Genomic DNA, 13,992 nt, shown 5'->3' on the forward strand with positions numbered 1-13,992 from the left:
ATGACCGTTAACCCGCTGTATGATTCACTGTTCGACCTGCATGCCGGGAAGGAAACGCCGTTTCTGATCCTCGACTCAGGAAAGGTGATCAGCCATCGCGCCTTTCTGGCAATGGCAGCGCGGTTCGCCGGGCATCTGACAAAACTTGGCCTTTCCCCGGGCGACCGTGTGGCGGCGCAGGTGCACAAATCGCCCGACGCGCTGGCGCTTTATGCGGCCTGCGTTCAGGCCGGGCTGGTGTTTCTGCCGCTCAACCCGGCCTATACCCATGGGGAACTTGGCTATTTCCTCGAAAACAGCGGCGCCGCGCTGCTCGTCTGTGACGGAGCCGAAGCTGCCGCCCTGCGCCCGCTGGCCGAGAGGATGAACACGCAACTTGCCACGCTGAACGCCGACGGTTCGGGCAGCCTGAGCGATGGCGCAAGTGTCTGCCCCGACACCTTTGCCACCGTGGCGCGCCAAGGCGGCGATCTGGCCGCGCTGCTTTATACCTCGGGCACGACCGGACGGTCGAAAGGCGCGATGCTGACTCAGGACAACCTGATTTCGAATGCCCGCACTCTGGTCGATCACTGGCGGTTCGAAGCAAATGACGTTTTGCTCCATGCGCTGCCGATCTTTCATACACATGGATTGTTCGTTGCCACGAATGTGACGCTGATGGCCGGGGGCGCGATGATCTTTCTGCCCCGGCTCGACATTGACCGGCTGATTGACCTGATGCCCCGGGCAACCGTGCTGATGGGCGTTCCGACGTTTTACACCCGGTTGCTGGACGATCCACGCTTTACCCGCGATCTGGCCGGTCATATGCGGCTGTTCATTTCGGGCAGCGCGCCCCTGCTTGCCGACACCCACCGCCAGTTCGAGACGCGCACCGGACACCGCATCCTTGAACGCTATGGGATGACGGAAACCAACATGAACACCTCGAACCCCTATGACGGGGAACGGCGGGCGGGCACGGTCGGCTTTCCCCTGCCCGGGGTTACGTTAAAGGTCACCGATCCCGACAGCGGTGAACAACTGCCACAGGGTGAGATCGGCCAGATCGAGGTGCGCGGTCCGAATGTGTTCAAGGGATACTGGGAAATGCCCGACAAGACAGCGGCGGAACTGCGCGCCGACGGGTTTTTCATCACCGGTGATCTGGGCCGGATCGACGCTGACGGCTATGTCCATATTGTCGGGCGCAACAAGGATCTGATCATCTCGGGCGGCTATAACATCTATCCCAAAGAGATCGAAATGTTGCTGGATGAACAGCCCGGCGTATTGGAGAGCGCGGTGATCGGCGTGCCGCATCCCGATCTGGGGGAAACCGTGCTGGGTCTGATCGTGCCTGCACCGGGGGCCTCTCCCGATCTTGACGCCATCATGGCGGCGGCGCAGGTCGATCTGGCCCGTTTCAAACATCCGCGCAAACTGTTGATTGTCGATGCCCTGCCGCGCAATACCATGGGCAAGGTGCAGAAAAACCTGCTGCGCGATCAACTGTCGGAAACCTTCACCACGCCCTGACCGGGGCCGGACTTCTGCCCGTGATCAATCGGCTGTCGTTCGGCTACAGCCCGCTTGTGGATCGTCAAATCTGTATTGCTGCGATATGTCGGCCAGAAATCGAAACCCGGGGCAAGCGCATCATCCCCAGCCTTGGCCCCGGACCTGGCACAGAGCGGAGCAATTCATGGCGAAACTGTTTTTTCACTGGGGGAGCATGGATGCAGGCAAATCGACCCTGCTTTTGCAAACCGAACACAACTACCGCGCCAAGGGCATGGATTGTCATTTGCTGACCGCAAGGCTTGACGACAGGGCGGGCGAGGGTTTTATCGCCAGCCGCCTTGGGCTGCGCTCACCCGCCAAAACCTTTGCAAGAGACGACGATCTGTTCGAGAAAATCATGATTCCGGCCCAGGCGGCGAAAGTGGCTGCTGTGCTCTGCGATGAGGCGCATTTTCTGACTCAGCAGCAGGTGATGCAGCTTGCCCGCGGCGTAGACGAACTTAACATTCCGGTGCTGACCTATGGTCTGCGGACCGACTTTCGCATGCACCCGTTTGAGGGTGCCGCCGCCCTTCTTGCGATTGCCGATGTCATCCGCGAGATGCGATCGATCTGTGAATGCGGGCGGGCGGCGACGGCTGTGCTGCGGCTTGATGCCTCCGGCACGGCGGTTTTTACCGGCCCACAGGTTCAGATCGGCGGCAACGCGAGCTATAAATCCGTCTGCCGCCGCCATTGGTTTCAGGCGTTTCGCCAGCAAGATGAGGCGGCAATGGATTTGGCCAGTGCCCGCGATCAGCGTGGCTGAAGACGCGGTGTTATTTTCCGCCGGGCATATCCGTCATCATACGGCTCAGTGCGTCAAGACGCGGTGAGCCTGCCTTGGCGGCATCAGCCTCGAACTGTCGATAAAGCGCAAGAACGTCGCGGCCCCGGTCCGTCAGAACCGCGCCGCCGCCCCCGGCACCGCCGCGCGTGCTTTCGACCACTGGCGCGCTGAACATCGCGTTCATCGTCCCGATCAGGCTCCAGGCGCGCTTGTAACTCATGTTCATCTCACGGCCCGCCGCAGCGATCGAGCCACAGCGCCCGATGCGTTCAAGAAGTTCTGCCTTGCCCGGCCCCATGATCTCGTCCTCGCCAAAGACGATGCGGATGCGCAGACGGGGAGGACTGGTTTCGGGTTCCATCGCCAATAGTCGCGCGGTTCGCCGTCTCTGTGCAAGACCGCTTCCAAGGGCAACACCACCGAAGACGCGGTTCGGCTGTCCCAACCTTGGAACCGCCGCCGGATCAATCGAATGATCGCGCGATCTGCCGGGTCACACTGCCGTCGGCTGGATAAAGTGGGATCAAACAGGCCTGAAGTGCATGATAAAGATCGGGCTTTCCAGTGAACACCGTTTGCGACGGGGCAAGGGTGTCATCCAGTTCGGGAATCCATCCGCCACATTCCCGATCCAGAAAATACCGGTTGGTGAACCCCCAGATGCGACGATACCAGCCCTCGAATACGGCGTCGCCGGTCGCTCGATACAGGGTACTGGCGGCGGCGATGCCTTCGCAGCAGGGCCACCAATATCGATCGCGCACGATTGGCCGGTCGTCCCAATCAAGCGTATAGTAAAAGCCGCCATTGGCGGCGTCCCACCCGGTTCGGCATGCGGTCAGGAACAATTCCCGCGCCGCCACCGGCATCCAGTCAGCCGCCCTGCCCCCGAGTTCCCACAGTTGGATCAGCAGACGCGCCCATTCCAGAGCGTGGCCCGGCGTCACGCCTGCGGGGCGCAGCATTGGGTCGCCGGAATAACCGCGATCAACCGTCCACGCGGCGTCAAAATGCTCGGCCACCCGCCAGCCCTGCGCGCGGGCGTGGCGGTTTATGATCAGTGCGGCAATCGAATTGGCCTTGTCGAGATAGTGCTGCTCCTCCGTAGCCTCGAATGCCGCCATCAATGCTTCGGTCAGATGCATGTTCGAATTCTGACCGCGATAGGTGCTGATCGGCGACCAGTCGGCGTGATATTCCTCGGTCGTGGCCCCTGCCGCGGCATCCCAGAAACGCTCTTGCAGGATCCCGGTCACATCCGCCAACAGCCGGTCCGCGTCCGGATGACCGGCGACCTTTGCCGATGATGCGGCCAGCAGGACGAAGGCATGACCATAGGCCTGTTTGCTGTCGTCCACTGCGCCTCCGTCGCCGACACCCCAGAAATAGCCGCCGTTCGTGTTGTCCCGGTGCCGCTGCCAGATGTATTTCAGCCCGTGATCCACCGCATCATCCGCCCCCGGCAGGCCCAGCATATGCGCAATCGCGGCGCAATGAACCATCCGGGTGGTGCCGTGCAGCGCACGGACCGTCGAATCCGGCCACAGCGGCCGCCCGGCCCGGTCCAAAACGTGAAACCCGCCCACCGGATTGATCGAAACAGGCAAAAAGAAGGAAATCAGCCCCCGCGCCTGATCCATCAACCAGTCCCGGTGCACCGGCCTGTCGGTGAACGCGGGTCCGGCAACCTGTGGCCATTCTGTGCTGTCAGCCATGATCGTATCTCTTTTCGGTTTTTGCAAAGGCCGGATGGCGGTTACGTACAGTTATTAACGCGGGGTCAGGCGAATGGCGAACCGGGCTTGGCGGCCTGCGCGATAGGGGGTCGCGGATGCCCGGTCTCAGGCCAACCACCGTTCCGGCGCGATGACCGGCGGCGCCGCATTCAGCAAACCGATGTCAAACCCTGCCGCCGCCTTATAGTGCGCCATGAATGCGGCCCGTTCCGCGGCCGGAATAACCTCGTCGATCTGCTCGAACACACCACCGCAGCGTTCGTCTACCATGTTCAGCAATCCGAACGGCCCTGCCCCGCGATTGCGCAGGACCAGCGCCGACACCGGTCCGCACAACTGCGCGTCAAACGCCGCAGCGGCCTGCGGCGTCTGCCCATGGTCGCAGATCCTCGCCCCCAGCACCCTTGCGTCGACGATCGCCTGACTGGCGCCGTTCGACCCCGTGGGATACATCGCATGCGCCGCATCGCCGATCAGGACGACCGGCCCGTCCACCCAAGTCGCAACCGGATCACGGTCGATCATCGGGTTCTCGAAGGCCGCCCCGGCCTGCCGCAGCAAGGCAGGCACATCCAGCCAGTCATAGCGGAACGCCTCGAAATGATGGGCGAATGTATCGATCTCCACCGGTCGGAACCAGCCCTCGCCGGTCCAGCCCGCCGCGCTGTCCACCGTCACCTCGGCAATCCAGTTGACCGTTGCCAATCCGTCATCCCCGACCGGCGAAATCGGATAGATCACCAGCCGCTGGCGGTGGGTCCCGAGCCCGACAAAGGAGGCGCCGGTGCGAAGGGGCCGGGCACGCGCCGTGCCGCGCCACATCAAAGCACCGCCCCAATGTACCGGTGGTTGGTCGGGATGCATCTGCGCGCGGATCGCCGAATGAATACCGTCCGCCCCGACCAGCAGCGCGCCCGCTTCCTCGGTGATCGAACCGTCTTCTTGCAGCACCTGCGCGGTCACCCCATCGCCGCTGTGCGCATATCCCGTCACCCGCGCGCCAAGCCGCACCGCATCGACACCCATCCGTTCGATGACGGCCCGGTACAGCATCATCAACAGCGCGCCGCGATGCACCGCATATTGCGGCCAGCGATATCCGGCGTCCAACCCGCGCGGTTCGGCATGGATCGTCGCGCCGTTCAGCCCGACCAGCGCCCATTCCCGGACTTGCACGCCGATTTCGCCCAAGGCATCGGCTCCGAACCCCAGATCGTGCAATTCCCGGACCGCGTTGGGTTGCAGGTTGATCCCGACGCCCAACGGCCGCATCCGACGCGAGGCTTCGAACACGGTGCAGGGCACGCCGATCTGGTGCAGCGTCAGCGCCATCGCCAACCCGGCAATGCCTCCGCCCGCGATCAACACAGGTTTCCCGGCCATGATTGAGCTACTCCCCATTTCGCCAACGCCCCCGCCCGTGTCGCCAGCGCCCCCGAACGTCATCCTGCGCGGTCCCGGAGCGAAAGAAAAGCCAACCGCCGCCCCTGCATGCCGTCACACGAGATCTGCACTGCCATCTCAGCCCGAACCGCTTTCGGCTTCTTCTTTGTCCAAATACTCATGCAATAGCGTCAATCAAAGCGGGGTAAGTGCAATGAAACCGCTTGGGGTCCACCGGGCACCCTGTTCGCAGAGAGACCGCCAAGTGGATCAGTCACGGCATAAAATCCGGATTGGCCTGATTTCGATTGCCGAATCGCGGTAAGGTTTTCAACCGACGTCAGGGCTTCGCACTCCCATCGCCCAGCAGAGCGACTGCATCAGGCGCGCGCAGTCCGAACTACAGCAATTAACCGACGGAGTTTCGCCAGATGCCGACGACAATGCGTATTGCTCACGCCGGGTTTTGAATTCCCTTGCTTTGCTCCTGTCAGCGGCGTTGCAGGGCGATCATCGCCAGCGCCAGCACACTGGACCCAAGGATCAGCAGCAGCGACACAGCGTTCAGCACCGGCGTCGATCCCTCCTTGAGGCGGTCGAACATGGTGATGGTCAACGGCGCGTCCGAGCCGACCAGCATCAGCGTGGTGTTGAAATTCTCGAAACTCATCAGAAAGGCGACGACAAAGGCACCGATCAACGCAGGCAGCAAATAGGGAATTGTGATCGTGCGCACCGCTGTCAGGGGGGTTGCGCCAAGGTTCAGCGCCGCTTCCTCCAGAGACCGGTCAAATTTGATCAGCCGGGCCGATATCACCAGCGTCGCAATGGTGGTGATGAAAGAAAACTGACCGGCGATGACCAGCACAAGACCGGGACGCAGGGCGTCGACGTAAAGACCCGATGCGTCCTGAACCACCCCGGCGATCCGGCTGGAAAACACCAGTATCGAGATCCCCAGCACGATCCCCGGCACCACCAGAGGCAGCAGCATCAGGATATATAGTAACCCGCGCCCCGGAAAGCTGTAGCGGTTGAACAGGAATGCATTGGTCGTGCCGACCAGGACAGACAGCCCCGAGACGAAGATCGCGACAAAGACCGATGTGCCGATCGACGACAGGATCCGGCGTTCGTGAAACAGGCCGATCTGCGGGCGCGCGTCGCCAAAGAACCAGCCCCAGGTGAACCCCTGCCAGGGCAGCGACGGAAATTGGCTGTCGTTGAAGGCAAAGACGACAACGGTGGCAAGAGGCAGCGCCAGCCACAGGAAAAACACCAGCACATAGGCTTTGTAGATCAGTTTTACCGCGCCCGACTGAGGGATCGACGGGATCATTTGCCCTCTCCCATCGTGCGCTCAAGGGTTTGTCCGGTCAGCCGCAAGATGCTCCAGACGATCAGCGAGGATGCGCCAAGAAGGCAGAAGCCGAAGGCGGCGCCAAGCTCCCAGTTGAAGCGGACGATGAATTGGGAATAGATCAGCTCGGTGAACCACAGGCTGCCCTTGCCGCCCAGCATGGTGGGCGTCAGATAGTTGCCAAGGCTCAGCATGAACACCACGATGCAGCCCGAAACGATCCCCGGCATAGCGTGGGGAATGACGATTTCCCGCAGCACGCTGAAACCCGATCCGCCAAGGTCATAGCCCGCCTCGATCACCGCATCGTCCAGACTTTCCAATGTCGTGGTCAGTGGCACTACCATGAACAGCATCGAAGTATAAACGAGGCCCAGCATCATCGCCGCGTCATTATACAGCATTTCAATCGGTTGATCGGCCAGACCCAGCCATTGCAGGAACCCGCTGATCACCCCGGTTTCGCGCAACAGGATGATCCAGCCGAAGGTGCGCACCAGCTCGGACACCCAGAACGGGATCAGGCACATCAGGAACAGTGCGGCCTGACTGCGGCCCTTGGCGATCTTCGCGATATAGTAACTGATCGGAAAGGCGATGATCAGGGTGATCACCGTGGCCAGAACCGACATGATCGCAGTGCGCAAAAAGGTCACAATATAGAGCGGTTCGGTGATGAAAGCGGCATAGTTGTCCAGACTGGGGACATATTCGCGCGGGGCGACACGGGTGCGCAGGGATACGATGGCCATGTCGATATGCGGCAGGATGATCAGCAATCCCAGCCACAACACCAAGGGCGCCAGCAAAAGATAGAACCCAAGGCCCCGGCCCGTCACGACGCCGTGTCCGCAAAACACAGCGTCTGTTCCCGGGTCCAGCCGATCTGCACCTCGGCGCCCTTGTCGAGATTGGCAAAACCCGCCGATTGCGGCAGTGCCACGTCGATCTCGCTGCCCGATTGCGGGTCGCGGACCAGAACGCGGCTGTTGGCCCCGTTGAACAGCATCGCCGTCACCTGAACTTTCGTGCCGAATGCCTGATCCTGCATCGCGGCGGCGTCCGGTCCGATGCTGATCGCTTCGGGGCGCACGAACACGGAGACCTTGTCATTGGTCTTCAGACCGTCCGCCGGGGCGCGCAGGGTCAGTCCCGCATCGGTCTGCACCTCGGCGGTGTCGCCTTCCACGCGGGTCACTCGCCCGCTCCAACGGTTTGCCTCGCCGACGAAACCGGCGACGAAAGCGGTGGCAGGCCGATAGTAAAGATCGCGGGCCGCGCCGATCTGTTCAAAGCGACCGGCGTTCATCACCGCCACGGCGTCAGACATCACTAGGGCTTCGCCCTGATCATGGGTGATATAGACAAAAGTGGTGTCAAATTCAGCCTGCAGCGATTTCAGCTCGATCTTCATCTTCTCGCGCAGCTTCAGATCCAGCGCGCCCAGCGGTTCGTCCAGCAGCAGAACCTCGGGTTCAAGCACCATGCAGCGGGCAATGGCGACACGCTGACGCTGGCCGCCCGAAAGCTCGGACACTTTGCGCGCACCGATCCCGGGCAGGCTGATCCGCTCCAGAACCTCGCCGGTGCGCCGGGTGATTTCCGCCTTGGCCACGCCCTGACGGCGCAGCCCATAGCCGATATTTTCGGCCACGTTCATCATCGGGAACAGGGCAAGATGCTGAAACACCATGTTGACCGGGCGCTTGTTGGGCGGCACCCCGAGAACCGAGCGGCCGCGGATCAGGATATCGCCGCTGCTCGGCTCGAGAAACCCGGCAATCATCCGCATGATCGTCGTCTTGCCGCAGCCAGACGGGCCGAGAATGGAAAAGAACGACCCCGCAGGCACCGAGAAATCCACATCCTTGACGGCAGTTATGTCGCCGAACCGCTTGGTAAGGCCGCGGCATTCCAGATCGGGGGCTGAATCGGCGCTCATGGATAGTCCTGTCTATCGGAAAGGTGCGGTGGCCCGGCGCAAACCGGGCCACCTGTCTTTGGCAGTCAAATGGGCCTTATTTGGCCGATTGAATGCGGTCCAGAGCTTCGCCTTCGATCCGCTCAAGGGTCGCGGGCACGGGCGGATACCAACGGATATTGTCCACCGCTTCGGGCGGGAAGCTGGCCTGATACTGCGCTTTCAGCGTATCGTTGACGAACTCGTCGGCCCCCTTGGAAGCCGTGAAGTTGCCGGCGGATTCCGTCACCATCGCGGCGATTTCCGGCTGCATCACAAAGTTGATCCAGTCATAAGCGGCCTGATCGGCCCGCCCCTGTGCCGGCAATGCAAAGGTATCGACCCACCCCAAAGCGCCCGACGTCGGCGCGACAAAGTTGATGTCGGGATTGTCGGCGTTCAGCTTCCAGCCACCGGTGTCCCAGGCCATGGAAGCCACCGCTTCGCCCGAGCGCATGAAGTTCAGCAGCTCGTCACCACCACCCCAATAGGCCTTCACAATCGGCTTGCACTCGATCAGCTTGGCCTCGACCTTGTCGAGGATGTCCTTATAGGCGGCTTCGTCTTCGTAGGCCGCAAAAGGGTCCATCCCCATGGCAAAGGCAAATCCGATCAGCGTGGGACGCTTCAGGCGATAGCTGACCTTGCCCTTCAGTTCCTCGTTGCACAGATCGGTGTAATCCTTGACGTCGCCCGCTTCGGCGGCGTTCACGATCAGACCGGATGTGCCCCAGATGTCGGGCAGGCCATAGACCTCACCGTCGACAGTGGTGTTCGTCTTGGTCGACTCAAGCATCGAGGGTATGAACAGTCCGGTCTCTATCTTGCTCATATCAAAGGGCTTGTAGATGCCGAATTCGCGCTGTGGTCCGGCGATGCGGTCCTGACTGGGCTGGGCAAGATCGAACCCGCCGCCCCCGGTCGCGCGCAGTTTGGCGATCATTTCTTCGTTGTTGGACAGGGTCACCTCGACGGTGTGCCCGGTCGCTTCCTCGAACTTGTCGATCACCGCGTCGGGGGCATAACCACCCCATGTCAGCAGGCGCAGCGTCTCGGCGCTGGCCGGTGCAGCCAGCACCAGCGCGAGTGCCGTGGCGGCAAGATATTGTGTTTTGGTCATTTCGACTCTCCCTGATAGATTCGAACATCGTGTCAGGCCGTCTCGGGCTTGTGAAGCCATCGTGACGGCAGGCACGATCATTTTTCGCGAAATCAATACATTATTGCCCTGCATGGCCTTGACGCACAAAGCCGTTGCAGACCGGGCGTCCCCTTTCCCCGCACACAACTATCCCACGATCTTACAATTTTTGTGACAGGTATGCCGAGCGCAGTATAGCCGTTCATCATCGCGATACGGACCTGGACTTTGACGACCTCTCGGTCGAAGCTCCCTGCCATAAGGCGCTGCCCCCGCAATTTTACGCAGCGCATCTTGGTCTCGACGCGACTTTGCCCAAGGTGCCCCCATTCTTTCGACAGGATCTGGCGCTTCCCAAGCTACTCTTTGCTCCTGCTGATCGGGTTGCGTTACGCGGCGGCTTAGAAGATCAAGGTTCCCCTCGCCGGTCTGGGGGGCGGAGGAAAGCCTTGCTGCGCTGTCCCGCCATGAAGGGGTCGACGAGAGCCTGTCGTCGTCCTGGTCAACGGAATTCCTCGACTCCGGCGAAAACCGGCCCGCAGAAGATACAGCCCCGGAAGGCGATTGCGTCCAATGCGCCCGCCCCCATCGGGTTCAGGGGATAGCGCGCTTGCAGCACCGAAAGCCCGCCCGGGACCCACCAGTGGGTCACGGGCGACTAGTCGCCGATCCTGCCAATCTGCCCAGGACCGCAGCTCCGGTCGGAAGCGCTTGATCGGCCTGAACTTCTGATCCCGCCGGGCTCGCATCCGGCCGGATCGCGCACTGGTGGCCGGGCCGGGAGGCACGAACGGAACCCTTGACCCAACGTCAACTTCTCGCGATAGTTGTATCGATAGGTTAGAAAGTTTGTTTCTGCGCCTTTTGCCTGGCGACAGGCGGTATTCATTTTTTCTAAGTATGCCAGTCGGCACCATCGCACTGCATTCATTGCGGAGATGACCGATGCCTGGAGCATCGACCGAAGCGGAAGAACATACAGCCGCGCCGAGGCAGACCCGCACGGGACGCCCGGCCCCGATAAGACTGGTCATTCTCAGCGCCGTTCGCCTTGTGCACGAGGGTGTCGCAGGCAGTTTCGACCCTGTGACCGGCGTGAGGGTGGTTGAACACACCGAGATTTCTTCCGAGGCCTTCCCGCGCATCGGCCAGTTGCGGCCCGACGCGGTGCTTGTGGATGTGACGACCCGAAAGGGGCTTCAGGTGCCCCGGCGGATTCAGCAGTTCTGCCCTCAGGCGGCCTTGATCGCCTTTGCGGTGGCCGAGGTCGAAGAGGAGGTGATCGCTTGCGCCAATGCGGGTTTCTGCGGCTATGTCTCGCGGCAATGCGGGGCGAGCGACCTGCTGCAGGCGCTGTATGACTCGCTCGACGGCCGCCTGTGCTGCCCGCCTCACATTTCCTCCGCGCTGTTCCGGCGGTTGGCTCATCACAGCGAGCCACCGGCCCCGCATTCCTCTCTCGACTGTGCGGTCCTGACCCCGCGCGAAACGGAGATCATTACGCTTGCCGACACCGGGCAAACCAACAAGGAAATCGCCCGCGAGCTGCGGATCAGCGACTCGACGGTGAAGAACCACATGCACAACATATTGCAAAAGCTGATGGTGTCGCGCCGCGGCGAGGCCCTGTCCCGCCTGCGCTCGCGCCCCATCGTCTAGGCCGAGCCCCCGGCCCTGCCCATCAAGACCCGCCCTAAAGGTCCAGACCGCACGACCCCCGGCAAATGCGCCGGGACGGTGGTTCTGATCGAGGTTTTGCCAACTGATGGCGCTGGCTGAACGGACGGTACCACGGAACTTTTGCATTTCCTTTCCGCTAGATAGGAAACTTCTCCCTACCGCAGGCCGGGAAGATCGCACCGGCTTTGCACGCCAGTGGCCACTGGCGGTGCCTCACCAGCCGTTCATCCGCATCCCCACACGACGGCCCATGGAAGGGCCTATGCACTGGCCCATTCGGACCATGGGAAAAGGGCGCAAGGGTCTGGACCGCCCGGTGGACCATCGGGTCCATTGCTCTGGGGCAGGCCTCGCTTTTACGCTGCATGAAAGCGGATTCCCTAACCAGGACTGTGCAAGTGACGACGACAATCTTCCTCGCCAACATGCCACGAATGCTGGAGGACATCGTCCAGACGGTCCTGAAGCGCTCGCCTGGCTTTCGCGTCGCCCGGCAGGGCGGCACCACGGGCGACCTGCTTGGTGCGGCCGCCGCTTCCGGCGCAAGCGCGATCATGCTTGCAGTTCCGGATCCCCGCGCACCTTTCACGAATGATCCCCGTCTTGCACTGCTCGACAATCTTGTGGTGCTCGCCCTAAGCGAGAGCGGCGCAGAGGCGTGGCTGTACAGGCTTTCCTGCGACGGGCAACCGCTGCCAGAGACCTCTTCCGACGCGCTGCTTGACGCACTTTCAACGGCAAGGCGGGTGTGACATGGACGGCACCATCATAGCAGATGCCAGCGAAACCCTCCGCGCCCTCGTCGAGGACGGGGTGCGCATCGCCTTCCCCGCCGCCACTGCAACGCTGGAACCGCCGAACCTCGCGCAGCCGCAGGCCAACGAGATCGCGGTCTCGGTCTGGCTGCACATGGTCGAGCGCCATCCCGACCTGCTCAACGTGCCGCCGCGACGCGTCGCGGTGGATCGGGTCGAGCGCCGCCCCCTGCCGCTGCGCCTGCATTACCTCATGACGCCGCTAGGCGCGGACACGCTGACCCGCCAGCGGGTATTGGGCATGGCGATGCAGACCATGCATGACAACGCTTTCGTCGAGCCCGGCGACCTTGAACAACCGCTGATCAACGCACGCATCCGCAGCCTGTCGATCCACCTCAATTCCCAATCGCTGGAGGATTTGACACGGGTCTGGCACGCGCTCACCCGACCCTACGAACTCTCCGCCTGCTATCTCGTGGACGTGTTGCCCTTGCCCTCCATGCGTGAGGATCGCGCCGGGCCACCGGTGGTGGAGAAGCGCCTGGAATACGCCGCGGTGCCCTCGGGAGGTCGGTCATGAGCCTTGCCCCCCGCACCCTCGATCGGGAAATCCTGCAGGTGGGTCTGGCAACCTTCCGGGTGTTCGGAACCGACGGACTGCCGCTGGCTCGTCTGACCCTCGATCTCGACGGACCGCCCGGTGTGACCGCACGCCATCTCGGCTCCGGCCTCGTCGGCCTCTCGGGTGATCCCGACACCGCGTTCCCACCGGCCCCGGCGCCGCTGGACGCCACGCTCACTGTCGGGGAGGTCGGTTACCGCTCCGAGACGCTTGCCATCTCGGTTGCCCAGAACGCCATCCTGCCGGAAAACCTGCCCGACATAGTTCTCAGGCGTCAGCCCGGCGTCCTGCAGGGCCGGGTTGTCCGAGAGGCCGATGGCACGCCAATCACCGGCGCGACGATCTCGGTCGTGCCGGTACCGCCTGTCGCCGGGGAGCACCTGATCGAACTGGCCACGCCCTTGCCCTGGGATGTTCCCCCCGGAACCCAGATCGATGGATTTGGCCTTGCAGCTGTGGCTGGACCTGTCCCTGTCAAGACACTCGGGGCCACCGCAAATGCCGGGGACAGGGCGCTCCTGCTCGATGACCGCCAGAGCCTTGCTGCGGGGCAGTACCTGCGCCTTGGCGCGGGCCGCAGCCGGTCTCTGGCCGAGATCGCAGCCGTCTCTCCGGTGCCGGCGGATCTCACGCAACCCGGGCTGGTCTTTCTGGTCGGCCCGCTTCCCGCCAGCGCGCCTCAGGGCGCACCGGCCGCGCCGATGACCCTGGGCGGCCTCGTACAGGGCGGGCAGAGCATCGGCACTGCGCGGAGCGGCGAGGCTCTCCTTCTCACGGATCAGCCGGTGCAGGGCATGCTGCTGCGCATCGGCCCAGCTGCAGACGATCGGGTGATGGCCCCTCTCGACCCGACAGACGCAGACGGGCGCTATACGATACCGGGCCTCGCCCGATTTCCCTTTCTTGAAGTCACGGCCAGCGCCGCCGGCTTCACCGATCAAACCCGTACCCTGACTCAGACCTCAAGTTTGCGCATGCAGCTCGATTTCCGGCTCGCACCGTAACCCCAGCCAACGA

General features: G+C 62.5%; 14 protein-coding genes and 1 pseudogene. 6 read left to right on the forward strand and 9 right to left on the reverse strand.

All coding sequences use genetic code 11. The features are described 5' to 3' along the window. Complete coding sequence (locus tag FQ320_RS07305) at positions 1-1,521, forward strand: malonyl-CoA synthase (protein WP_148471046.1); 1,521 nt, start codon at positions 1-3, stop codon at positions 1,519-1,521. A 166-nt stretch (positions 1,522-1,687) separates the two neighbouring features. Then, complete coding sequence (locus tag FQ320_RS07310) at positions 1,688-2,314, forward strand: thymidine kinase (RefSeq protein WP_148471047.1); 627 nt, start codon at positions 1,688-1,690, stop codon at positions 2,312-2,314. Positions 2,315-2,324: 10 nt separating this feature from the next. On the opposite strand, the gene FQ320_RS07315 is transcribed toward FQ320_RS07310, so the two are convergent. The 9 genes and pseudogenes from FQ320_RS07315 to FQ320_RS25580 all read right to left on the reverse strand — a co-directional run bounded on the left by FQ320_RS07315 (position 2,325) and on the right by FQ320_RS25580 (position 10,567). After that, positions 2,325-2,696 carry a winged helix-turn-helix domain-containing protein gene (locus FQ320_RS07315; RefSeq protein WP_148471048.1) on the reverse strand — a complete coding sequence of 124 codons (372 nt, stop codon included), beginning with the start codon at positions 2,694-2,696 and terminating at the stop codon, positions 2,325-2,327. 103 nt (positions 2,697-2,799) lie between these two features. Then, positions 2,800-4,050, reverse strand: coding sequence for an AGE family epimerase/isomerase (locus FQ320_RS07320; protein WP_148471049.1), 1,251 nt, complete (start codon positions 4,048-4,050; stop codon positions 2,800-2,802). Between the two features lie 126 nt (positions 4,051-4,176). Next, a complete protein-coding gene (locus FQ320_RS07325; RefSeq protein ID WP_148471050.1) occupies positions 4,177-5,454 on the reverse strand; it encodes a flavin-dependent oxidoreductase in 1,278 nt (425 codons plus the stop codon). A gap of 490 nt (positions 5,455-5,944) precedes the next feature. Continuing rightward, positions 5,945-6,793 (reverse strand): ABC transporter permease, encoded by an 849-nt coding sequence (locus FQ320_RS07330; RefSeq protein WP_148471051.1) that lies wholly within the window; start codon positions 6,791-6,793, stop codon positions 5,945-5,947. Further along, a complete protein-coding gene (locus tag FQ320_RS07335; protein ID WP_255509406.1) occupies positions 6,790-7,674 on the reverse strand; it encodes an ABC transporter permease in 885 nt (294 codons plus the stop codon). Before FQ320_RS07335 ends, FQ320_RS07330 begins: the two co-directional genes overlap by 4 nt. Beyond that, positions 7,650-8,756: an ABC transporter ATP-binding protein gene (locus FQ320_RS07340; protein WP_148471052.1), complete on the reverse strand. Its 1,107-nt coding sequence runs from the start codon at positions 8,754-8,756 to the stop codon at positions 7,650-7,652. Before FQ320_RS07340 ends, FQ320_RS07335 begins: the two co-directional genes overlap by 25 nt. Positions 8,757-8,832: 76 nt before the next feature. Further along, on the reverse strand, positions 8,833-9,894 hold the full coding sequence (locus FQ320_RS07345) for an extracellular solute-binding protein (RefSeq protein ID WP_148471053.1): 1,062 nt from the start codon (positions 9,892-9,894) through the stop codon (positions 8,833-8,835). A gap of 92 nt (positions 9,895-9,986) precedes the next feature. Then, a pseudogene (locus FQ320_RS26835) lies at positions 9,987-10,232 on the reverse strand (hypothetical protein); the annotation flags it as partial. A 185-nt stretch (positions 10,233-10,417) separates the two neighbouring features. Continuing rightward, positions 10,418-10,567: a hypothetical protein gene (locus tag FQ320_RS25580; protein ID WP_187393807.1), complete on the reverse strand. Its 150-nt coding sequence runs from the start codon at positions 10,565-10,567 to the stop codon at positions 10,418-10,420. A gap of 449 nt (positions 10,568-11,016) precedes the next feature. Between FQ320_RS25580 and FQ320_RS07350 the strand changes: the two genes are divergently transcribed. The 4 genes from FQ320_RS07350 (at position 11,017) to FQ320_RS07365 (ending at position 13,979) form a co-directional block, all read left to right on the forward strand. Beyond that, a complete protein-coding gene (locus FQ320_RS07350) occupies positions 11,017-11,574 on the forward strand; it encodes a response regulator transcription factor (protein ID WP_187393808.1) in 558 nt (185 codons plus the stop codon). Between the two features lie 419 nt (positions 11,575-11,993). Beyond that, on the forward strand, positions 11,994-12,347 hold the full coding sequence (locus FQ320_RS07355; RefSeq protein ID WP_148471055.1) for a hypothetical protein: 354 nt from the start codon (positions 11,994-11,996) through the stop codon (positions 12,345-12,347). A gap of 1 nt (position 12,348) precedes the next feature. After that, on the forward strand, positions 12,349-12,933 hold the full coding sequence (locus FQ320_RS07360; protein WP_148471056.1) for a DUF4255 domain-containing protein: 585 nt from the start codon (positions 12,349-12,351) through the stop codon (positions 12,931-12,933). Next, on the forward strand, positions 12,930-13,979 hold the full coding sequence (locus tag FQ320_RS07365; protein ID WP_148471057.1) for a carboxypeptidase-like regulatory domain-containing protein: 1,050 nt from the start codon (positions 12,930-12,932) through the stop codon (positions 13,977-13,979). Before FQ320_RS07360 ends, FQ320_RS07365 begins: the two co-directional genes overlap by 4 nt. The last annotated feature ends 13 nt before the right edge of the window (positions 13,980-13,992 follow it).

The sequence above is a fragment of the Oceaniovalibus sp. ACAM 378 genome (genome assembly GCF_008085915.1).
Taxonomy (GTDB): Bacteria; Pseudomonadota; Alphaproteobacteria; order Rhodobacterales; family Rhodobacteraceae; genus Oceaniglobus.

Bases quoted from the DNA above. Each gene is read 5' to 3' on its own strand.
- FQ320_RS07305 (WP_148471046.1), top strand. From the start codon at position 1: ATGACCGTTAACCCGCTGTATGATTCACTGTTCGACCTGCATGCCGGG.
- FQ320_RS07310 (WP_148471047.1), top strand. From the start codon at position 1,688: ATGGCGAAACTGTTTTTTCACTGGGGGAGCATGGATGCAGGCAAATCG.
- FQ320_RS07315 (WP_148471048.1), bottom strand. From the start codon at position 2,696: ATGGAACCCGAAACCAGTCCTCCCCGTCTGCGCATCCGCATCGTCTTT.
- FQ320_RS07320 (WP_148471049.1), bottom strand. From the start codon at position 4,050: ATGGCTGACAGCACAGAATGGCCACAGGTTGCCGGACCCGCGTTCACC.
- FQ320_RS07325 (WP_148471050.1), bottom strand. From the start codon at position 5,454: ATGGCCGGGAAACCTGTGTTGATCGCGGGCGGAGGCATTGCCGGGTTG.
- FQ320_RS07330 (WP_148471051.1), bottom strand. From the start codon at position 6,793: ATGATCCCGTCGATCCCTCAGTCGGGCGCGGTAAAACTGATCTACAAA.
- FQ320_RS07340 (WP_148471052.1), bottom strand. From the start codon at position 8,756: ATGAGCGCCGATTCAGCCCCCGATCTGGAATGCCGCGGCCTTACCAAG.
- FQ320_RS07345 (WP_148471053.1), bottom strand. From the start codon at position 9,894: ATGACCAAAACACAATATCTTGCCGCCACGGCACTCGCGCTGGTGCTG.
- FQ320_RS07360 (WP_148471056.1), top strand. From the start codon at position 12,349: ATGGACGGCACCATCATAGCAGATGCCAGCGAAACCCTCCGCGCCCTC.
- FQ320_RS07365 (WP_148471057.1), top strand. From the start codon at position 12,930: ATGAGCCTTGCCCCCCGCACCCTCGATCGGGAAATCCTGCAGGTGGGT.